This is a genomic window from Sphingomonas ginkgonis (assembly GCF_003970925.1).
Classification (GTDB): Bacteria; Pseudomonadota; Alphaproteobacteria; order Sphingomonadales; family Sphingomonadaceae; genus Sphingomicrobium; species Sphingomicrobium ginkgonis.
In genome coordinates, this window is record NZ_RWJF01000001.1 from 2,571,349 (window position 1) to 2,588,915 (window position 17,567).

At 69.8% G+C, this 17,567-nt stretch carries 22 protein-coding genes; 7 read left to right on the forward strand and 15 right to left on the reverse strand.

The window, feature by feature from the left end; genetic code table 11:
• Window positions 1–207 precede the first annotated feature (207 nt).
• Window positions 208–1,251 carry a sigma-54 interaction domain-containing protein gene (locus tag HMF7854_RS12345; protein WP_239016973.1) on the forward strand — a complete coding sequence of 348 codons (1,044 nt, stop codon included), beginning with the start codon at window positions 208–210 and terminating at the stop codon, window positions 1,249–1,251.
• A 24-nt stretch (window positions 1,252–1,275) separates the two neighbouring features.
• On the opposite strand, the gene HMF7854_RS12350 is transcribed toward HMF7854_RS12345, so the two are convergent.
• The 13 genes from HMF7854_RS12350 to HMF7854_RS12410 all read right to left on the reverse strand — a co-directional run bounded on the left by HMF7854_RS12350 (window position 1,276) and on the right by HMF7854_RS12410 (window position 10,736).
• The gene (locus tag HMF7854_RS12350) at window positions 1,276–2,157 is read right to left on the reverse strand and encodes a flagellar motor protein MotB (protein WP_126719366.1); all 882 of its coding nucleotides are present in this window, start codon (window positions 2,155–2,157) and stop codon (window positions 1,276–1,278) included.
• A gap of 1 nt (window position 2,158) precedes the next feature.
• Window positions 2,159–3,025 (reverse strand): flagellar motor stator protein MotA, encoded by an 867-nt coding sequence (motA, locus tag HMF7854_RS12355; protein WP_126719367.1) that lies wholly within the window; start codon window positions 3,023–3,025, stop codon window positions 2,159–2,161.
• A 63-nt stretch (window positions 3,026–3,088) separates the two neighbouring features.
• A complete protein-coding gene (locus HMF7854_RS12360; protein WP_126719368.1) occupies window positions 3,089–3,919 on the reverse strand; it encodes a flagellin in 831 nt (276 codons plus the stop codon).
• Between the two features lie 11 nt (window positions 3,920–3,930).
• A complete protein-coding gene (gene flgK / locus HMF7854_RS12365; RefSeq protein ID WP_126719369.1) occupies window positions 3,931–5,262 on the reverse strand; it encodes a flagellar hook-associated protein FlgK in 1,332 nt (443 codons plus the stop codon).
• Entirely contained in the window at window positions 5,259–5,537 is a 279-nt protein-coding gene (locus tag HMF7854_RS16120) for a rod-binding protein (RefSeq protein WP_239016974.1), read from the reverse strand. The genes flgK and HMF7854_RS16120 overlap by 4 nt, the downstream gene beginning before the upstream one ends.
• Window positions 5,534–6,640, reverse strand: a complete 1,107-nt coding sequence (locus tag HMF7854_RS12375; RefSeq protein ID WP_126719370.1) for a flagellar basal body P-ring protein FlgI — start codon at window positions 6,638–6,640, stop codon at window positions 5,534–5,536. The genes HMF7854_RS16120 and HMF7854_RS12375 overlap by 4 nt, the downstream gene beginning before the upstream one ends.
• Window positions 6,640–7,314 (reverse strand): flagellar basal body L-ring protein FlgH, encoded by a 675-nt coding sequence (locus tag HMF7854_RS12380; protein WP_126719371.1) that lies wholly within the window; start codon window positions 7,312–7,314, stop codon window positions 6,640–6,642. The genes HMF7854_RS12375 and HMF7854_RS12380 overlap by 1 nt, the downstream gene beginning before the upstream one ends.
• Complete coding sequence (gene flgG / locus HMF7854_RS12385; RefSeq protein WP_126719372.1) at window positions 7,295–8,083, reverse strand: flagellar basal-body rod protein FlgG; 789 nt, start codon at window positions 8,081–8,083, stop codon at window positions 7,295–7,297. The genes HMF7854_RS12380 and flgG overlap by 20 nt, the downstream gene beginning before the upstream one ends.
• A 12-nt stretch (window positions 8,084–8,095) precedes the next feature.
• Window positions 8,096–8,839: a flagellar basal body rod protein FlgF gene (locus tag HMF7854_RS12390; protein ID WP_126719374.1), complete on the reverse strand. Its 744-nt coding sequence runs from the start codon at window positions 8,837–8,839 to the stop codon at window positions 8,096–8,098.
• An 8-nt stretch (window positions 8,840–8,847) separates the two neighbouring features.
• Window positions 8,848–9,675, reverse strand: coding sequence for a flagellar hook-basal body complex protein (locus tag HMF7854_RS12395; protein WP_126719376.1), 828 nt, complete (start codon window positions 9,673–9,675; stop codon window positions 8,848–8,850).
• Between the two features lie 16 nt (window positions 9,676–9,691).
• Window positions 9,692–9,997: a flagellar hook assembly protein FlgD gene (locus HMF7854_RS12400; protein ID WP_126719377.1), complete on the reverse strand. Its 306-nt coding sequence runs from the start codon at window positions 9,995–9,997 to the stop codon at window positions 9,692–9,694.
• The gene (flgC, locus tag HMF7854_RS12405; protein ID WP_126719379.1) at window positions 9,994–10,404 is read right to left on the reverse strand and encodes a flagellar basal body rod protein FlgC; all 411 of its coding nucleotides are present in this window, start codon (window positions 10,402–10,404) and stop codon (window positions 9,994–9,996) included. The genes HMF7854_RS12400 and flgC overlap by 4 nt, the downstream gene beginning before the upstream one ends.
• Window positions 10,401–10,736 carry a flagellar basal body rod protein FlgB gene (locus HMF7854_RS12410; RefSeq protein ID WP_126719381.1) on the reverse strand — a complete coding sequence of 112 codons (336 nt, stop codon included), beginning with the start codon at window positions 10,734–10,736 and terminating at the stop codon, window positions 10,401–10,403. The genes flgC and HMF7854_RS12410 overlap by 4 nt, the downstream gene beginning before the upstream one ends.
• A gap of 135 nt (window positions 10,737–10,871) precedes the next feature.
• On the opposite strand from HMF7854_RS12410, the gene HMF7854_RS12415 reads away from it, so the two are divergent.
• The 6 genes from HMF7854_RS12415 to HMF7854_RS12440 all read left to right on the forward strand — a co-directional run bounded on the left by HMF7854_RS12415 (window position 10,872) and on the right by HMF7854_RS12440 (window position 15,808).
• The gene (locus HMF7854_RS12415; RefSeq protein WP_185829270.1) at window positions 10,872–11,447 is read left to right on the forward strand and encodes a flagella basal body P-ring formation protein FlgA; all 576 of its coding nucleotides are present in this window, start codon (window positions 10,872–10,874) and stop codon (window positions 11,445–11,447) included.
• A gap of 74 nt (window positions 11,448–11,521) precedes the next feature.
• Window positions 11,522–11,797 (forward strand): flagellar biosynthesis anti-sigma factor FlgM, encoded by a 276-nt coding sequence (gene flgM, locus HMF7854_RS12420; protein WP_126719386.1) that lies wholly within the window; start codon window positions 11,522–11,524, stop codon window positions 11,795–11,797.
• On the forward strand, window positions 11,794–12,108 hold the full coding sequence (locus HMF7854_RS12425; protein WP_126719388.1) for a hypothetical protein: 315 nt from the start codon (window positions 11,794–11,796) through the stop codon (window positions 12,106–12,108). Before flgM ends, HMF7854_RS12425 begins: the two co-directional genes overlap by 4 nt.
• Window positions 12,109–12,183: 75 nt before the next feature.
• A complete protein-coding gene (locus HMF7854_RS12430) occupies window positions 12,184–12,972 on the forward strand; it encodes a transglycosylase SLT domain-containing protein (RefSeq protein WP_126719390.1) in 789 nt (262 codons plus the stop codon).
• Window positions 12,969–15,077, forward strand: coding sequence for a flagellar biosynthesis protein FlhA (gene flhA, locus HMF7854_RS12435; RefSeq protein WP_126719391.1), 2,109 nt, complete (start codon window positions 12,969–12,971; stop codon window positions 15,075–15,077). The genes HMF7854_RS12430 and flhA overlap by 4 nt, the downstream gene beginning before the upstream one ends.
• Window positions 15,077–15,808, forward strand: a complete 732-nt coding sequence (locus HMF7854_RS12440) for a FliA/WhiG family RNA polymerase sigma factor (RefSeq protein ID WP_126719392.1) — start codon at window positions 15,077–15,079, stop codon at window positions 15,806–15,808. The genes flhA and HMF7854_RS12440 overlap by 1 nt, the downstream gene beginning before the upstream one ends.
• A gap of 28 nt (window positions 15,809–15,836) precedes the next feature.
• Here HMF7854_RS12440 and HMF7854_RS12445 read toward each other — a convergent pair whose 3' ends face one another.
• Both HMF7854_RS12445 and fliD read right to left on the reverse strand, forming a co-directional pair.
• Complete coding sequence (locus tag HMF7854_RS12445; RefSeq protein ID WP_126719394.1) at window positions 15,837–16,223, reverse strand: flagellar export chaperone FliS; 387 nt, start codon at window positions 16,221–16,223, stop codon at window positions 15,837–15,839.
• The gene (gene fliD / locus HMF7854_RS12450; RefSeq protein WP_126719396.1) at window positions 16,223–17,560 is read right to left on the reverse strand and encodes a flagellar filament capping protein FliD; all 1,338 of its coding nucleotides are present in this window, start codon (window positions 17,558–17,560) and stop codon (window positions 16,223–16,225) included. Before fliD ends, HMF7854_RS12445 begins: the two co-directional genes overlap by 1 nt.
• Window positions 17,561–17,567 lie beyond the last annotated feature (7 nt).

The following is a 17,567-nucleotide window of genomic DNA, read 5'->3' on the forward strand; positions in this document are numbered from 1 at the left end:
ACATTTCACCGAGACGGATCGACCTTGCGGCAGGCTTGCCTCGAGGTGGATGGACTCGGCTTCTTCCGCCAGGGCCCCGCCGACTAGTTACGAAACCACCAACGAACCACCGTTCCGGGTCTGATGATAAGAGTGGTTTTACGGTTAACTTCGCATTTTACGCCCATCGCGGTGCAGTTGCCCGCGAGGGGGTGAGGCGACGTCGTGGTGAAGAGTAACGCACAGCTGCAGACGATCCCGGGCGATGCCCCGGCCGACATGATCGTCGGTCAGAGCCACGCCATGGCGAATCTCCGGCAGATGGTCCGCCGGGTCGCCGCCTCGAACGCCAGCGTGATGATCACCGGGCCGTCTGGCGCCGGCAAGGAAGTACTGGCCCGCGCCATCCACGAGGAAAGCAGCCGCGCCGGAAAGCCGTTCGTCGCGATCAACTGCGGCGCCATTCCGCCCGAACTCATCGAGTCCGAGCTGTTCGGCCACGAGCGCGGCGCCTTCACCGGCGCGCACAGCCGGCGGATCGGCCGCTTCGAGGAAGCGGACGGCGGCACTTTGTTTCTCGACGAGATTGGCGACATGCGCTTCGACATGCAGGTCAAGCTGCTGCGCGTGCTGGAAGACCGGCTCGTTACCCGGGTCGGCGCCAGCGGCGCGGTCAAGGTCGACGTGCGGATCATCTCCGCCACTCACCAGGACATTCGCGCGGCCGTCGCCGAAAACCGCTTCCGCCAGGATCTGCAGTTCCGGCTGGGCGTGCTGCCGATCCAGGTCCCCGCCCTCGCCGCGCACGCCGAGGACGTGCCCTTGCTGGTCGAGCATTTCCAGCGGCCGCTCGACGCGGACCAGCGGGTTCATTTCTCCCGCGCCGCGTTCGACCGGCTGGAGCAATATGACTGGCCGGGCAACGTCCGCGAGCTGCGCAACGTGGTCGAGCGCGCCAACGTGCTGTTCGGCGGAACCATGATCGGGCGCCACGAGGTCGACGAACTGCTCGGGCTGAGCGACGTCCAGCTCGCGCCATCCGTTCGCGAGCCGGCGCTTCCGTGCCCCGCCAACGACGAGCCGCTCGCCCAGTGGACCGAGCGAACCCCGATCAACCTCAAGGAAATGCTCGAGACGCTCGAGCTCGATCGCATCCAGACCGCGCTCGACATGGCCGACGGGGTCGTCACCGAGGCGGCCCGGCTGCTGACGCTCAAGCGCACCACGTTGATCGAGAAGATGCGCAAATATTCGCTCGAACGCGGCGCCTGACCGCAGTCCTTTCTGCTTCTCGGCTCAGGCTCCCGCCCGCGGCTCCCCCGCGCCTGTCTTCGCGCCGTCAGCGCTCGTCCATCCCAGCGTGATCGAGATCCGCCGGTTGACCGGGTCGTACGGGTCGGCCGGGTTGTAAGGCTCGCGGTCCGCCACGCCCTCGATCCGCAGGAAGCGCGCCGAGGGCAATCCGTCCAGCATCAGCTGCTGCCGGGTAGCGTCCGCCCGCGAGGTGGACAAGGTCCAGTTGTTGCGCCCGCCGGCCGAGAAGGGCGCCGCGTCGGTATGGCCGCGCACCCGGATGTCGTTGGGCATGTCGGCGATCGACTGGGCCACCACTGGCAGCAGCCGCTGCGCTTCCGGGGTGAGCACGCTGGTTCCGACCAGGAACATCGAAAAATTCGCATCATCGACCAAATCGAGTCGCAGACCGTCCTCGGTTTCGGTGAAGCGCATGCTGCGGGCGATGCGCTTGAGCGCGGGGTCGCGCGCCAGCTTGTAGCGGAGGATCTGCCGAAGTGCCGCGAAGCGCTGCGCGTCGGCCGCCTTCCCCTTCTGCTGGCCGCCGACCTTGGCAGTCGGGATCACGATCGAGCGCTCGCCGATCCCGCCGGCGCGGCTCGGGTAATTCTCCTTGGCGACGATCGCGTCGCCGCCGAGCAGTCCGTCGGCGCCCGCGCTCTGCTCCTTCTTCTCGACGATGGTCGGCGCGAAATAGTCGGCGAGCGCCTTGCGCTGCTTCTCCGTCGTCGCGCCGAGCAGCCACATCAGCAGAAAGAAGGCCATCATGGCGGTGACGAAGTCGGCATAGGCGACCTTCCAGGCGCCGCCGTGATGCCCGGCATGCGCGTGGACGATCGACTTCTTGACGATGATCGGGGTGACCGGCTCGAGCGTCTCGGACATGTCAGCGGGCCGCCCGCATGCCGTCGAACACCTCGGCGAAGCTCGGCTGGTTGCTGTGCTCGATGCCCGACCGTGCCGCCTCGATGACCAGCGGGATCGGGTGGTTGTAGAGCGAGGCGACGATGATCTGCTTGACCGTCTGGTACATGGCGAGATCGGCTTCGATCACCTGCTTGGCGCGGTTCGCGAACGGACCGACCAGCCCGTAGGCGAGCAGCACGCCGAGGAAGGTGCCGACCAGCGCCGAGCCGATCATCCCGCCGAGGATCTCCGGCGGCTTGTCGATCGACCCCATCGTCTTCACCACGCCGAGCACCGCGGCGACGATCCCCAGCGCGGGCAGCGCGTCGCCCAGGCTCTGCAGGCTCTCGGCCGGCTTGAGCGAATGATGGCTGCAATTCTTGATGCTGTTGTCCATCACCTCCTCGACCGCGTGCGGAGCGAGCGTGCCCGAGGAGACGACCACCAGCCGGATCGTGTCGGTGATGAGGTGGACCAGAGTCTGGTCCTTCAGCAGCCGGGGATATTCCTGGAAGAGCGGCGAGTCCGCCGGCGCCTCGATGTGCGGCTCGAGCGCCACCGGCCCGTCGGTGCGCAGCATCTTCATCAACTTGATGACGAGGAAGATGCAGTCGAGGAAGTCCTGCCGCTTGAACTTGGGACCCTTGAAGACCTTGCCGAGCCCGGATCCGAGCGCCTTCAGCTCCTTGGTCGAATTGCCGATAATCAGCGAGCCGACCCCCGCCCCGCCGATGATTAGCATCTCGTGCGGCAGCGCGTGCAGCACCGGTCCAAGGTTGCCGCCGGTGAAGACGAACCCCCCGAAGACCATCGCGATCAGGACCACGATCCCGACAATCTGAAACATGCGGTCAAACTCCCCGGAGCGTGCCGCCCCTGGCTGGGGCAGCCCGGTCCGGCTCAAAGAAGGTCAGGACAGGAGGTCGATCAGCGACCGGCGGTTGATCCGGGCGAAGGCCGACTGGGCGGCTTCGAGGGTCAGCTGCTGGGCGTTGAGGCTGGCGATGGCGGTGGTGAGGTCGGTATCCTCGAGGCTCGACCGTTCGCTCGCGAGGTCGATCGCCCGCGCAGCGTGGGTGTCGGTCAGCCGGTCGAGCCGCGATGCCGCATTGCCGATCGCCGAGGCGGCATCGGCGCCGTGCCGGACCAGCGTGTCGGTGGTGGTGAGCGCGGCGCCGAGCTGCGCGGGATCGCCGCCCTGCACCGCCGCCGCGACCGTCTCGAGCTGCTGCCCCATCGGCACGCCGCCCGGCGCGAACACCTCGGCCTGGCCCGGCACCGGGGCGAAGACCACCCCGTCGGCGAAGCGCATGCTGCGTGGCGTTCCGGCGCTGAACAGCGGCTGGCCGAGCGACGACTGGCTGGCCGACAGGCTGTCGACCTCCTCCGCAATCGAGCGGATCTCGGCGGCGATCGCGTCGCGGCTGCTCTGCGGGAGGGTAGTGCTGCCGCCCTGGACGGCGAGCTCCTGCACCCGGGCGAGCCGGTCGTTGAGTGATTTCAGAACGCTGTCGGCCTGCCCGGTCAGGGACTTGCCGAGCTCGACCGTCCGGCTCCACACCGTCTCGTCGGACTGGGTCTGGCGAAGGCTGGCGATGCGCGCCGCGGCGGCGGGATCGTCCGACGCCGTCTGGATCCGCTTGCCGGTGGAGATGGTGACCTGGCTCTGCTCGACCGCCTTGGCCAGCTGGGTCTGGCGGGCGATCTCGAAGGTCAGGCGGTTGCCGGTGGCATTGATCACGGCCATTCCCCTCAGAAGGCGCTCAGGATGGACTGGAAGGTCTCGCGCGCGACCTGGATGACCCGCGCCGAGCCCTCATAGGCCTGCTGGAAGCGCAGCAGCTCGGCCGCCTCGTGATCGAGGTCGACAGACGTGAGCTCGCTGCGAGCCGCGTTGGCGCCGTCGCGGCGGGTCGAGGCGGCGGCGTCCTCGGCCTTCGCGGCGGCCACGGCCTGCGCCTGCGAGGAGACCATCTGCGCCCAGCCCTGCTCGGTGCCGTTGGCGCCGCGGAGCGAGCCGAACGCCAGCATGTTGCCGTTGTCGCCGCTCGAATCCGCCGCCGCGACCTGGTCGGCGGTGAGCGCGACCGCGGTCAGCGTGTCGGCGGTGCCCCCGAAACTGACCAGCGCCCCGCCGGCCGCGCCGTTGGCGTCAGTGCCCTTCTGGTGCGCCGCGTTGACCTCGCTCGCGAACTGGCCGGCGAGTTGGTCGAGCGAGGTCCGCTGCGCTGCGACCGTCGCCGCCGCCGAGGCCAGCCCCGACAGACTGCCCGAGGCCGGCGCAATGGCCGTGCCCGAAACGCTGAAGCCGATCGTCCCACCGGCAGCGACGCTCACCGCGAGCTGGCCCACGCTGCTTCCGTCGAGCAGCACCGGGCCGCCGCTTCCCCCGACCCGCACGCTTGCCGCGCCCTGGTCGTTGAAGCTGACGGTGACCGGAAGCGCGCCCGACAGCGAGTCGAGCAGCCGGTCGCGCTCGTCCATCAGCGAGGCCTGGCCGGTCGAGCCCGGCCGGGCACGGAGCAGCCCGTCGTTGACCCGCTGCAGCGCCGCCACGTCGCGATTGACCTGGTCGACCCCGGCCTGCGCCGCGGTGGTGATCCCGGAGCCGACCGAGGCGAGCTGGCCGGCGGTGCGCTGGAAGGCGTCGACGGTGGTGGCGACCGACTGGAGGAAGGCCTGGCGGTTGGCCGTGCTCGCGGGGTCCGACGCCAGCGTGTCGGCGGCGTTGAACATGCCGGTCAGCGACTGGCCAACGCCCGCCGCGCCGTCGTCGATCCCGCGCTCGCCCGCCTGCAGCCAGGCGAGCCGCGCGGCCGAGCGCTCGGCACCGCCGGCGGAGCTGCGCGCATCCTCGACCAGCCACTGGTCGACCGAGCGCTGCACGCCACCGACCATCACCCCGCCGGGCGTCGTCGAGCCGCTGTAGAAGCGGACGTCGCCGCCGGCCGGCGCATCCGACAGCTGGAGCGTGCGACGGACGTAGCCGGGGCTCTGCGCGTTGGCGATATTGTCGCTGGTGGTGCCGAGCGCGTCGCGATAGGCGCGCAGCCCCGACGCGCCGATCGACATGAGGTCGGTCATTTCGCCCCTCCCTTTCCGGCGAGCTGGCGCTCGATCAGCTGCGCGATCCCGAATTGGCCCATCGCGGCGAGATTGTCCGCCGTGCGCGCGTCGGCCATCTCGCGGAAGTCGTCGGTGGCGCTCGAGCCGAACGCGTCGTCGGCCAGCTTCGCCTGCCGCATCGAGCCAATCATCTGGCGCAGGAACACCGCCTCGAACTGCTGCGCGACCTTCTTGAGCGCAGGATCGACCGCGGGCTTCGCCGCCGGGCCGGCGATGGGCGTGACGACGCTCACTGGATCACCAGCTCCGCCTTGAGCGCGCCGGCCTGCTTCAGCGCGCCGAGGATTGCAACCAAGTCGCCGGGCGAGGCGCCGAGATGATTGATGCTCTCGACGATGTCGGCAAGCCTGGCCCCGCGCGGCATCAGGTACATCGGGCTGCCGCGCTCCTCGACGCGGATGTTGCTGGACGGGGTGACCACCGTCTGGCCGCCGCTCAGGGGGGCCGGCTGCGACACCTGCGGCTCCTCGTCGATCTTGACCGTCAACTTGCCGTGGCTGACCGCGGCCGGGCCGACCCGCACCGCGCCGTTCATCACCACCGTGCCGGTGCGGGCATTGACGATGACCCGCGCCGGCGCCTCGGCCGGAGTGACCTCGATATTCTCGATCCGGCTCATCAGCGCGACCCGCGCCTCTGCGCCGGCCGGCGCGGCGATGCGGATCGAGGTGCCATCGACCGCGCGCGCGATGCTCATCCCCATGCCGCGGTTGATAGCGTCGGCGACCCGCTGCGCGTTGGTGAGGTCGTAGTCGGTGAGGTTGAAGGCGAGGTCCGGGCGCGAGGCGAAGCCAGTATCGACCGCCCGCTCGACCGACGCACCGCCCTCGATCCGGCCGGCGGCGGGGTCGTTGACGATCGTCTTGGAGCCGTCGGCGGCGTCGACCCCGAGCCCGCCGATGACGAGATTGCCCTGCGCCATCGCGTAGATCTGCCCGTCGGCGCCGAGCAGCGGGGCGAGCACCAGCGTCCCGCCGCGCAGCGACTTGGCCTTGCCGATCGCCGAGACGGTGATGTCGAGCCGCTGGCCGGGCTTGGCGAAAGGCGGCAGCTCGGCGGTGATCATCACCGCCGCGGCGTTCTTGAGCGAGGGATTGATCCCCGCCGGCAGGTTGAGCCCGAAGCGCGACACCGCGCCCTTCACGCCCAACGTCGAGTAATCCAGGCTGTCATCGCCGGTTCCGGCGAGCCCGACCACCACGCCGTAGCCGGTCAGCTGGTTTTGCCGCAGCCCCTCGAACTGGCCGAGATCCTTGATTCGCTCCGCCGCCGCCGGCGCGGCGAGCGCAAGGGCGGCGCCGAGCAGGAGCAGCGCGCGGACGATAAGCCGCGCCATCAGAAGGGGCTGATCACGGAGAAGAAGCGCTGCAGCCAGCCCTGGCGCGACGCCCGGGCGATCTCGCCCTTGCCGGTGTAGAGGATGCGCGCGTCGGCGACCCGGGTCGAGACCACGCGATTGTCGGCGCTGATGTCGGCAGCGCGAACGATCCCGGAGAATTGCACCCGCTCGTCGCCGCGGTTGAGCGTCAGCAGCTTCTCGCCGCGCACCAGCATGGTCCCGTTGGGATAGACTTCGGCGATCGTCACGCTCAACTGCCCCGACAACTGGTTCGACTGGGCGGCGCTGCCCTCTCCCTTGAACGACTGCGAGCCGCCGGCATTTATATCCGTGGAGGTGAAAAAGCTGAGTGGGCCCGTCACCGGCGGGCTCAGCCCGATGCTGCCGTCGCGCCCCGTCTTGGCCGAAGTCGCCTTTTGCGCGCTGGTCCGCTCGACGAGGTCGATGGTGAGGAGGTCGCCGCGGTTGCCGGCCCGGTTGCCCGAGGTCAGCGGGGTGAAGCTGCCCTGGAAGATGGCGCCTGTCGCGGCTTGTGGCGGCAGGGGCGCGGCATAGGTCGGCGCATAGTCGGGCTGCACCGCCCTACCGCGCGCCTCGGCGCCCGTCGCGACGAGCGCGGCGGCGAGCAGCGCGAGCGCGCCGGCGATCCGGTCAGAACTGCTGGTTGGCATTCTTCATCATCTCGTCGGAGGCCTGGATCATCTTCGAGTTGACCTCGTAGGCGCGCTGGGTCTCGATCATGTCGACGAGTTCCTCGACGACGTTGACGTTGGACGCCTCGAGCGCACCCGAGTGGATTGACCCCCGCCCGTCCTCGCCCGGCGCACCGGCCTGCGGCGCACCCGAGGCGGCGGTCTCGACCAGGAGGTTGTTGCCGAGCGCCTGGAGCCCGGCCGGATTGACGAAACGCGCGGTCTGGATCTTGCCGAGCTCGGTCGGGGCGCTCTGCCCCGCGACCACCGCCGACACCGTGCCGTCGGCGCCAACGGTCAGCGAGGTGGCGCCCTGCGGCACCTGGATCTGCGGCTGCACCGGCATCCCCTCGCCGGTCACGATCGTGCCCTCGGCGGACAGGCTGAAGTTGCCGGCGCGGGTGTAACCGGTGCGCCCGTCGGGCATCTGCACCTGGAAATAGCCGCCGCCGTCGATCGCCATGTCGAGCGCGTTGCCCGTCGTGTTCATCGTGCCCTGCGTGTCGATCCGCTCGGTGCCGGTCATCTCGACGCCGGTCCCGAGGTTGAGCCCCGTGGCATATTTGTTGTCGGCCGAGGACGCCGCGCCGGCGGCGACCATCTGCTGGTAGGCGAGCGTCTCGAAGCTCGCGCGGTCGCGCTTGAACGCGGTGGTGTTCACGTTGGCGAGATTGTTCGCGATCACCTGCATCCGGCGGTTCTGCGCGTCGAGCCCCGAGCGGGCGACCTGGAGGGCCTGGTTGGTCATGGTAGTGGTTCCTTATTCCGGCAGCCGCATGAGGTCGGCCGACGCGCCGTCGAGGTCGCGGGCCGAGGTAACGAGCTTCAGCTGCATGTCCCACGCGCGACCCGCGTCGATCATGTCGACCAGCGCCTGGGTGGCGCTGACGTTGGAGGCTTCGAGCTGGCCGCTGGCGACCCGCGCATCGGGATCGGCCGGGAGCGCGCCCCCGCCCTGCACCCGGAACAGCCCGTCGAGCCCCTTGGCGATGGCGCTTCCGGTTGGGCTCACCAGCTTCAGCCGGTCGACCTCCTGCGGCTGCGAGGGGTCGCCGCCGGACGGCACGATCATCACCTTGCCGTCTTGGCTGATCGACACCTTGTCGGCCGCCGGGATGGTGATCGGACCGCCATCGCCGAGCACCGGCCGACCGTCGCCGGTGGTGAGCAGCCCGCTCGCCGCGATCTGCAGGTCGCCGCGCCGCGTATAGGCTTCCTCGCCTTCCGCCGACTGGACGGAGAGCAGCGAGTCGCCCGACAGCGCGACGTCGAGGTCGCGGCCGGTTGAAGTGACCGAGCCCGGCTTCATGTCGGCATTGATCACCGACTCCGCCGCCATCGCGCGGTCCTGCACGCTCTGGCCCTCGAGCCAGCGCGCCTGCGCTTCGGCGACGTCGGCGCGGAAGCCCGGCGTGCTGGCGTTGGCGAGATTGTTCGCCGTCGCCTGCTGCCGCGCCATCGCCCCGCGCATTGCCGAAAGGCTGGTGTAGATGAGCCGGTCCATCGCTCAGCTCAATTGATGTTGAGGACCGCCTGGGTCATGTTCTTGTCGGTCTCGATCGCCTTGGCGTTGGCCTGGAAGTTGCGCTGCGCCGAGATGAGCAGGACCAGTTCCTCGGTGACGTCGACGTTGGCCCGTTCGAGCGCGCCCGAGCGGATGCTGCCGAGCGGCCCGTTGGTCGCGGTGTTGACCTGGGGAAGCCCGCTGTCGCCGGTCGACTGCCAGTGAGCGTCACCGACCGGGCGGAGACCCTCGACCGCCTTGAAGCTCGCCATCGCGATCTTGCCCAGCTTCTGCGACGATCCGTCGGCGAAGGTCGCGGTGACCAGCCCGTCGTCGCCGATCGAGACATTGGCGATCGAGACGTTGGGGTCGGTCGGCGAGGCGGTGGGGATCACCATGTCGTAGGTGTCCGACAGCGAGGTCGAGGTGGCGTTGCCGTTGGCGTCGACCGGCAGCAGCTGGAGCTTGGAGCCGGTGGTGTCGACCACTTCACCGCTGGCGTTGGCGCTGAAGCTGCCGTTGCGGGTGTAGGTGGTCGCCTGCCGCGGCGGCGCGCCCTGAACGACGAAGAAGCCGTCACCGGCGATGCCGAGATCGAGTGTCTTGTCGCTCGCCTCGAGCGTGCCCTGCGTGAACTGCTGCACCACTCCGCTCAGCCGGACGCCCTGCCCGGTGGTCATCTTGGTCGACTGGGTCGGCGAACTTGCGAACAGGTCGCCGAACTGCGCCCGGCTCCGCTTGAAGCCGGTCGAGCCGACGTTGGCGAGGTTGTTCGACACGGTGCCGAGATCGGTTTGCGCGGCCTTGAGGCCGGACAGCGAGGTGTAGAAGGACATGGTCTGGCCTTTCCGTTCAGAGCGAGGAAGTGCTGGTGGAGGCCGGCGTCGCGGCCTTGATGTCGGTCAGCAGCTTGGTCTGGGCACCGATCTGATCGGCGATCGACTTCAGCGTGTCGTTCATCTGGCTGATCCCCGACAGGCTCGAGAACTGCGCCATCTGCGCGATCATCTGCTGGTTATCGACCGGCTCAAACGGGTCCTGCTGCTTGAGCTGGGTCGTCATCAGCGACAGGAAATCGCTTTCGCCGAGCTGCTTCTGCGCGCTGCCCTTGGGCTGCACGACGATGTTGGCGCCGTTGACGGCCGTGATGCTGGTCATTGTCCCATCCTCAAGGTTTCGCTGATCAGGCCCTTCGCGGTCTGCAGGACCTGGACGTTGTTCTGGTACTGGCGGGCGGTCTCGAGCATCTCGACCAGCTCGGCCGGGCTATCCACGCTGGCTTCCCACACGTCGCCGTTCTTGTCGGCGAGCGGGTGCGAGGGATCGTGCTTCCTGGTCGGGTTGGCGCCGGCTGTCGCAATGCGGTCGATTTCGACCGTGGCGCGGCCCTGCCCGTCCATGACGGTGCGGAATACCGGCTTCATGGTCCGGTAGGCGCCCGCCTCGCTGCCGCTGACCGACCCGGCGTTGGCGAGGTTGGAGGCGGTGGTATTGAGCCGGACGAGCTGCGCCGACATGGCGCGCCCGCTGATGTCGAAGAGCGAGAGAGGTCCGCTCATGCTCATTCTCCCTTGAGCGCGCGGCTGACGGTCGCGATGCGTGACTGCAGGAACGAGAGGCTGGTGCGATAGCCGAGCGCATTCTCGGCGAAGGCGGTCTGCTCGGTCGACAGCTCGACCGTGTTGCCGTCGAGCGAGGGCTGGACCGGAACGCGGTACTTGACCGCCGAGTCCGTCGATCCGCCCTGCTCGACCGAGTGGAGCGCGGCACCGAAGTCGAGGTCGCGCGCCTTGTAGTTGGGTGTCGCGGCGTTCGCGATGTTGGACGCGAGCATGGCCATCCGCTGCTCCCGCAGCTTCAGCGCCGTCGCATGAATTCCGAACAGGCTGTCCGCCATCGTCGTCTCCCGCTCGCCATCGAGCCGCAGCAGGTTACGCAACGATCGTGCCAGTTTCCGGAAAAGGCCCCGAAACGAAGGCGTTGCGAGCGGGCCCGGGCATCGGTGCGAAGCCGCGGAAGGAGGAGCGTCAATTTGCCGACGGGCAAGGCGGCGACCGGCGCGGCGCCGCTCCTTCGCATCGCTGCTGGCATCATCCTTGCACCGTTCGGCCCAATTCATGACGAGGACCCGATGACAACCAGGCCGATCACCGCCGCCCTGCTGCTCCTGCTGCCTGCCCCGGCGCTGGCCGCCGGCTTCCAGGATCTCGACGCGCTCGACGCGCGCATCGCCGCGTCGCTGACGGGTTCGGCCAGCGCGACGCCGATCGATCGGCGGATCCGGCTCGCCGCCTGCCCGCAGGACCCGGAGATCGCTCCCGCGGCCGGCGGCGCCCTGACGGTGCGCTGCGCCGCGCTCGGCTGGCGGATCCGCGTCATGGTGACCGGCGCCGCGAGCCCGGCGGCAATTGCCCCGGCCACGCTCCTCGTTCACCGCGGCGACGCGATCGAGCTGGTCGCGCGCGGCAGCGGCTATTCCGCCAGTGCGGTCGGCACCGCCGTCGATGAAGGCGGCGCGGGCGCCAGCATCCGAGTCAAGTTCCCGACATCCCCCATGCCGCTGACCGCAGTGGTGGCGAAGGCAGGCCAGGCGGTAATCGGCGACTAAAGCTTTCCCGCGCGCTGCCGTTTCTTCCCATGACCGGGTCGGCCCCAGCCGCCCGCCGATGAAGGAACGAGACGATGGTTGAGCTTCCGGGCACCTCTCCCCTGCGCGGCATCGCCGGCGCCCAGCGCGTGGCTCCGGCCCTGACCGGCCACCGCCCCGCCTCGGCCCCCGCCGACGAGCTGACCGCCAAGAGCCTTCCCCAGCTCGTCAGCCTCGCCAAGCAGGTCGCGCAGGAAGGCCCCCCGGTCGACAGCGCGAAGATCGCCCGGATCCGCGACGCGATCAGCACCGGCTCCTACCGCGCGGATGCCGACGCGATCGCCAAGGCGCTGCTCGGAGGCGCGGAATGACCTTTGCCCTCGAACGCGTGATCGACTGCCAGGAGCGGCTGATCGAGGCGCTCGACCAGCGCGACGTGTCGGCCATCTCGATCGCCAGCACCGACCTTGCCGGCGCCCTCGAGACGCTGAGCGGATCCGACGCGCTCGACCGGGCCGACGAGGCGCGGCTCGATCGCGCCGTGCGCCAGGCGGAGGCGGCGCGGATCCGCGTCAATGTCCTGTCGCACTGGACCCGCCAGCGGCTCGAGCGGCTCGGGGAGATCCGCGGCCAGGCGACGCTGCGCTACGGAAACCGGGCAGTTCTGGCGCTCGCCACCTGATTGGCACGCTGCTTGCTCTTCCACCGTCGCAATGACGGACGGAGAAGCAGGTTGGCGGTGACTGGAGCCGGACGGATGGGACCGAGCACGGAGGTGCTCCGCTCCATCGCCGCCGCGTCGCGGCAGAGCGGCGTGTCCTTCGACTATCTGATGAACCAGGCGCGGATGGAGAGCGGGTTTAACCCCGCTGCCAAGGCGCCAACGTCGACCGCCTCGGGGCTTTACCAGTTCACCCAGCAGACCTGGCTCGCCACACTCGAGGCGCATGGCGCCGAGCATGGGCTGGGCTGGACGGCCGACGCCATCGCCCACAGTCCGGGCGGCGGCTACAGCGTCGGCGACCCGGCCGCACGCCAGGCCATCCTCGACCTGCGCAACGATCCCGACGTCGCCGCCAGCATGGCCGCCGAGCTGGCCTCGGACAATGGCGCGGTCCTCTCGCAGCAGCTGGGCCGCGCCGCGTCGCCGGCCGACCTCGCGCTCGCCCATTTCCTCGGCTCGGCCGGGGCCGTCAAATTCCTGTCGGCGCTCGACTCCGCGCCGGACGCGTCGGCGGCGCCGCTGTTCCCCGAAGCGGCAGCGGCCAACCGCAACATCTTCTACGACCGGAGCGGCGCGCCGCGCAGCCTGGCCGAGATCCGCGACCGCTTCGCCGCCAAGGTCGGCGCACCGGTCCCGGCCTTCGCCGGCGCACCGGCGCTTGCGTCGGTCACCACGACCAGCCGCCAGCAGTTCCGCGACGAAGCGCACGGGTCCGGCGCCACTGCCAGGCTCGCCGAGATCGAGCCGATGCCGGCGCATCTTTCCCTGTCGTTCGCGCAGGCCGCCTACAAGCGCCTCTCCGCGCTCGGAGGTGACGCATGAGCGGCGGGCGACTCCCCTGGCTGCAGGCCGCGCGCGGCGGGGTGCTGCCGATCGCGATCCTGATGCTGGTCGTACTGATGATCGTGCCGGTGCCCTCGTTCGTGCTGGACATCGGCTTCGTCGGCAACATCATGATCTCGCTCGCGGTGCTGATGGTGTCGCTGAACGCCGCGCGCCCGCTCGACTTCTCCGCGTTCCCCACTGTCCTCCTGCTCGCGACGCTGTTCCGGCTCGCGCTCAATGTCGCCTCGACCCGGGTCGTGCTGGTCAACGGCCACCAGGGCGAGGCCGCGGCGGGCCACATCATCGAGGCGTTCGGCAGCTTCATCATCGGTGGCAACTACATCGTCGGCATCTTCGTCTTCGCGGTGCTGATGATCATCAACCTGGTCGTTATCACAAAGGGCGCGGGGCGCGTGTCCGAGGTGTCCGCCCGCTTCACCCTCGACGCGCTGCCGGGCAAGCAGATGGCGATCGACGCCGATTTGAACGCCGGGCTGATCGTGCCGGAGGAAGCCAAGCTCCGCCGTGCCGAGGTGGCGACCGAGGCCGACTTCTACGGCTCGATGGACGGCGCGTCCAAGTTCGTGAAGGGCGACGCGGTCGCCGGCGTGCTGATCCTCGTCGTCAACATCGTCGGCGGGCTGCTGCTCGGCACGATCAGCCACGGGCTCGGCATCGGCGAGGCGGCGCGCACCTATGTCCAGCTGGCGATCGGCGACGCGCTCGTCGCACAGGTCCCGGCACTGCTGCTGTCGATTGCCGCCGCCGCGATCGTCACTCGGGTCAACTCGCCGCTCGACCTGTCCGGGCAGATCGCCAGCCAGTTCGCGCAGCGCGCCGCCTGGGCGCCGGTCGCGGTGATCCTCGCCGTGCTCGGGCTTCTCCCCGGCATGCCGCACCTGCTGCTGCTGTCGGCCGCCGCGATCGCCGGGGGCACCTGCTGGCGGCTCGGCCGCAAGGCGGCAATCGAACAGTCGGCGCCGACCGAAATACTCCCCGATGCGCCGCCGGCGATCAGCTGGGCGGACGTCAGCGACAGCGTGCCCATCACGATCGAGCTCGGCTACAAGCTCATCGAGCTGGTCGACGAGCGCAAGGGCGCGCCGCTGATGGGCCGCATCACCGGCATCCGCAAGCAGCTCTCGCGAGAGCTCGGGTTCGTCTTGCCGCTGGTGCGGGTCAAGGACGACCTGGCGCTGCCCGGCAACCGCTACCGGATCGTGATCGCCGGCGTCGCGCTGGGCGAGGACGACGCCTTTCCCGGCGAGCTGCTGGCGCTGGCCGCCGGCGACTTCCCCGACCCGATCGACGGACGGCTGGTCAAGGATCCGAGCTTCGGGCTCGACGCGATCTGGATCGACGAGGCCCGCCGTGCCGACGCGATCGTCGCCGGCTACACGGTGGTCGACGCGCCGACCGTGTTGGCGACCCACCTCAACAACCTCGTCACCGCCAACGCGACCAGCCTGTTCGGCCTCGACGAGGGCCAGGCGCTGCTCGACAATCTCAAGGAACATTATCCGCAACTGGCCGGGGCGCTCTGCCCCCAGCCCTATTCGCTGGCGACGCTCACCGCGGTGTGCCGCGCGCTGCTCGCCGAGCGGATTCCCCTGCGCGACTTCCGCCGGATCACCGAGGCGATGGTCACGCTCGCGCCGCGCGGGCTCGACGTCGCCGGGCTGGTCGAGGCGGTTCGGCAGGAGATCGGTCCGCTGATCCTGCAGGCGATCGTCCCAGCCAAGCTGGCGCTTCCCGTGATCACCTTCGACGCCGAGCTGGAGCGGCTGCTCGCCCAGTCGATCGCCGCCGGCCCCAATGCCGCCTGGCCGTTCGAGCCCGAGCTCGCGCGGCGGATCGTCGCTTCGGTCAGCGAGGCGGTGCAGCCGCTGATGATGGCGGCGCGCAGCTTCGCGGTGGTGACCTCCCCGGTGTGCCGCCCGGCCGTGTCGCGCCTGCTGCGCGCGCACCTGCCGGACGTCGCCGTCCTGTCCTTCCTCGAAATCCCCGAGACCAAGGCCGTCGAGGTACTCGCCGTTGTCGGCGGGACGCCCAGCCTCGCCGCCGCCCCCGCCTCCCACTCCGTCGCTACCGGAGAGCTTTGATGTCGCAAGCTGCCGTCCGCCAGGACGCGTTCACCTACACCCGCGGGCCGGTCCGGCTCGACGCCGACGCGCTGGTTCGCGAGCATCGCGAGCTGGTCCGCCGGATCGCCTGGCACGTCCATTCGGGCGTCTCCTCTCGGATTGAACTGGAGGACCTCGTGCAGATCGGGCTGGTCGCGCTGGTCGAGGCCGCGCGCGGGTTCGAGGAGCGCGGCGCCGCCTTCCGGCCCTATGCCGCCACCCGCGTGCGCGGCGCGATGATCGACCATCTTCGCCGCGAGGCGCGCCTGTCGCGCGGCGGCATGGTCAATCGCCGCAAGCTCGCCGCCGCCCGCGCCGAACTGGAGAGCCGGATCGGCCGTCACGCCAGTGACGCCGAACTGGCCGAGGCGCTGGGTCTCGCGCCCGACGAGTATCACGCGCTGGTCGCCTCGACCCAGGCGCTCGAGCAGGACTCGATTGACGAGGTCTATGCCGACGACCAGCCCTGGTTCGCCGACCTCGGCGAGCGGGTCGACGAGCGGATGGAGCGCGAGCAGCTGCTCGCCGGCATGGCGGCGGCGATCGGCCGGCTTCCTGAACGCGAGGCGATGGTGCTGCAGCTCTACTTCGTCGAGGAGCTGAACCTTAACGAGATCGGCGAGGTGCTGAACGTCGGCGCCGCCCGCGTGTGCCAGCTCAAGAAAGCCGCGCTCGACAAGCTGCGGCGGACCCTCGAAGCCCGCGACTGAGCGGCGGCGAGCGGTGCGCCGCGGCCGCTCAGGCGGCCTGGCGCACCGCGATCTGGACCCAAGCCCCGAGCAGATCGCCGACGCCCTTGCGGACGGCTTCCAGCCGCTCCGCGCGCGGCTCGTTGCCGAACGCCGCAAGTTCCTTCTGCATCGAGCGGTAGATCCGCCCCAGGCTCGGCGCGAGGGTGCCGCCACGCTCGAAGTCGAGGCTCGCCTCGAGCGCGATCAGGATCGACGAGGCCCGCTCGCGTCCCTGGCGGAGCGCCTCCGGCTTGCCCTGCAGCAGCGCCGCGCGGGTGACGTCGAGCGCGCGCAGCAGCTCCTCATAGAGGATTGCGACCAGCTCGTGCGGTCCCGCCGCCTCGATCCGGCTCGCCACCGACAATGTCTGATACGTCTTTCGTGCCGCGTACATCACTGGTTACCCGTCCAGACCTTCACCTGCTGCTCGAGATAGCTCTGCGTCGCCTTGAGCGACGACATCCTCGAATCCAGCGTCCCGAACTGTTGCTCGAGCCGCGCCTTGTAGGCCGCCTCGCGCTCTTCCATCTTGGCCTGGTCGCTGGTGATCGAGGCCGACTCCTTGCTCAGCCGGCTGCTCAGTCCGGCGAGCAGCCCGTTGCTGGCGGTCGCACTGTCGTTGAGCTGCTGGATCGCCTTGGCGATGCCGAGATTGGCCGGGTCCGTCCCGGGCGAGAACAGCGCCCCGACCGCGTCGGGATGGCTCTTCAGCGCCGCCTCGAGCTTGGCCGTGTCCAGGCTGACCGTCCCGTCGCGGGTGGTCGCGAGGCCGATGTCGCCGAGCGTGCGAATGGTCGGGTCGCTGGTCAGGGTCGTGGCCAGCAGCCCCGACAGCTGCGCGTTGAACGAGCGCAGCGCGCCATCGCCGCCGGTAGCGGTTGTCGCCGACGCAACGTCCTTCTTGAGCGTGTTATAGACCGACACGAAGTCCTGCACCGTCTGCCGCAACGCGTCGGTCGGGCGCGTGCTGGTGATCGCTACCGGCGTTCCCGGCGCTGCCTTGCGGAGCGTCAGGGTCACCCCCGCCAAGACGTCGGAGACGCTGTTGGCGGGGCGCGCATAGGCCACCCCGTCGAGCGTGAACTCGGCGTCCTGCGCTGCCTGGCCCAAGGTCATCGCGCCGGTGGTGAAGCCCTGCAGCCCGCTGTCCGAAGAGGTGAGCGTGAAGGCGTTCGCCGCGCCGCTCTGCCCGCGCAGCACCAGCCGAGCGCCTTTGGTGTCGCTGAGCACGCTGGCGGTCACCCCGGCGCCGCTCGCGTTGATCGCGGCGGCGAGCCCGTTGAGGCTGTCGTTCGACGCATCGAGGGTGATCGCATGGTCGGTCCCGCCGACGGTCAGCGTCATGCTGCCCTGGCCGAGCGACGCGGTCGCGTCCGCGACATAGGCCGAATAGCTGGTCTGCGCGCGCGCCAGCTGCCCGATTACGATCTCGCTCGACAAGGCCCCGACCGGCGCCCCCGGCGCAGCGACCGCCGACAGCGCGGCGGGATCGGACGGGGTGGGCTGAGTCTGCAGCGTGCCGCCGGCGGCGAGACCGGTCAGCGAGGTGGCGAAGCTCTCGAGATCGGAGCGGGCCTGCGCGACCGCGCTGATCTTCGACTGCACGGCCTGCAGCCGCTGGGTGAACATCTGCGCCTTGGGCGTGCGCGAGGCGCTGGCGAGGTCGTCGACCAGCTTGGCGACGTCGAGACCCGACCCGCCTCCCAGGCTGCTGACGATGGACGTAACCATGGGCGTT

What these genes read in the sequence shown, in the direction of transcription:
- flgM (WP_126719386.1), top strand. Translation starts at nt 11,522, where the DNA reads ATGGTTGAGCTTCCGGGCACCTCTCCCCTGCGCGGCATCGCCGGCGCC.
- flgK (WP_126719369.1), bottom strand. Translation starts at nt 5,262, where the DNA reads ATGACCGACCTCATGTCGATCGGCGCGTCGGGGCTGCGCGCCTATCGC.
- HMF7854_RS12390 (WP_126719374.1), bottom strand. Translation starts at nt 8,839, where the DNA reads ATGGACCGGCTCATCTACACCAGCCTTTCGGCAATGCGCGGGGCGATG.
- flhA (WP_126719391.1), top strand. Translation starts at nt 12,969, where the DNA reads ATGAGCGGCGGGCGACTCCCCTGGCTGCAGGCCGCGCGCGGCGGGGTG.
- HMF7854_RS12430 (WP_126719390.1), top strand. Translation starts at nt 12,184, where the DNA reads ATGGGACCGAGCACGGAGGTGCTCCGCTCCATCGCCGCCGCGTCGCGG.
- HMF7854_RS12375 (WP_126719370.1), bottom strand. Translation starts at nt 6,640, where the DNA reads ATGGCGCGGCTTATCGTCCGCGCGCTGCTCCTGCTCGGCGCCGCCCTT.
- HMF7854_RS12395 (WP_126719376.1), bottom strand. Translation starts at nt 9,675, where the DNA reads ATGTCCTTCTACACCTCGCTGTCCGGCCTCAAGGCCGCGCAAACCGAT.
- HMF7854_RS12445 (WP_126719394.1), bottom strand. Translation starts at nt 16,223, where the DNA reads ATGTACGCGGCACGAAAGACGTATCAGACATTGTCGGTGGCGAGCCGG.
- HMF7854_RS12350 (WP_126719366.1), bottom strand. Translation starts at nt 2,157, where the DNA reads ATGTCCGAGACGCTCGAGCCGGTCACCCCGATCATCGTCAAGAAGTCG.
- fliD (WP_126719396.1), bottom strand. Translation starts at nt 17,560, where the DNA reads ATGGTTACGTCCATCGTCAGCAGCCTGGGAGGCGGGTCGGGTCTCGAC.
- HMF7854_RS12425 (WP_126719388.1), top strand. Translation starts at nt 11,794, where the DNA reads ATGACCTTTGCCCTCGAACGCGTGATCGACTGCCAGGAGCGGCTGATC.
- HMF7854_RS12410 (WP_126719381.1), bottom strand. Translation starts at nt 10,736, where the DNA reads ATGGCGGACAGCCTGTTCGGAATTCATGCGACGGCGCTGAAGCTGCGG.
- HMF7854_RS12440 (WP_126719392.1), top strand. Translation starts at nt 15,077, where the DNA reads ATGTCGCAAGCTGCCGTCCGCCAGGACGCGTTCACCTACACCCGCGGG.
- HMF7854_RS12400 (WP_126719377.1), bottom strand. Translation starts at nt 9,997, where the DNA reads ATGACCAGCATCACGGCCGTCAACGGCGCCAACATCGTCGTGCAGCCC.
- HMF7854_RS12380 (WP_126719371.1), bottom strand. Translation starts at nt 7,314, where the DNA reads ATGCCAACCAGCAGTTCTGACCGGATCGCCGGCGCGCTCGCGCTGCTC.
- flgG (WP_126719372.1), bottom strand. Translation starts at nt 8,083, where the DNA reads ATGACCAACCAGGCCCTCCAGGTCGCCCGCTCGGGGCTCGACGCGCAG.
- flgC (WP_126719379.1), bottom strand. Translation starts at nt 10,404, where the DNA reads ATGAGCATGAGCGGACCTCTCTCGCTCTTCGACATCAGCGGGCGCGCC.
- motA (WP_126719367.1), bottom strand. Translation starts at nt 3,025, where the DNA reads ATGTTTCAGATTGTCGGGATCGTGGTCCTGATCGCGATGGTCTTCGGG.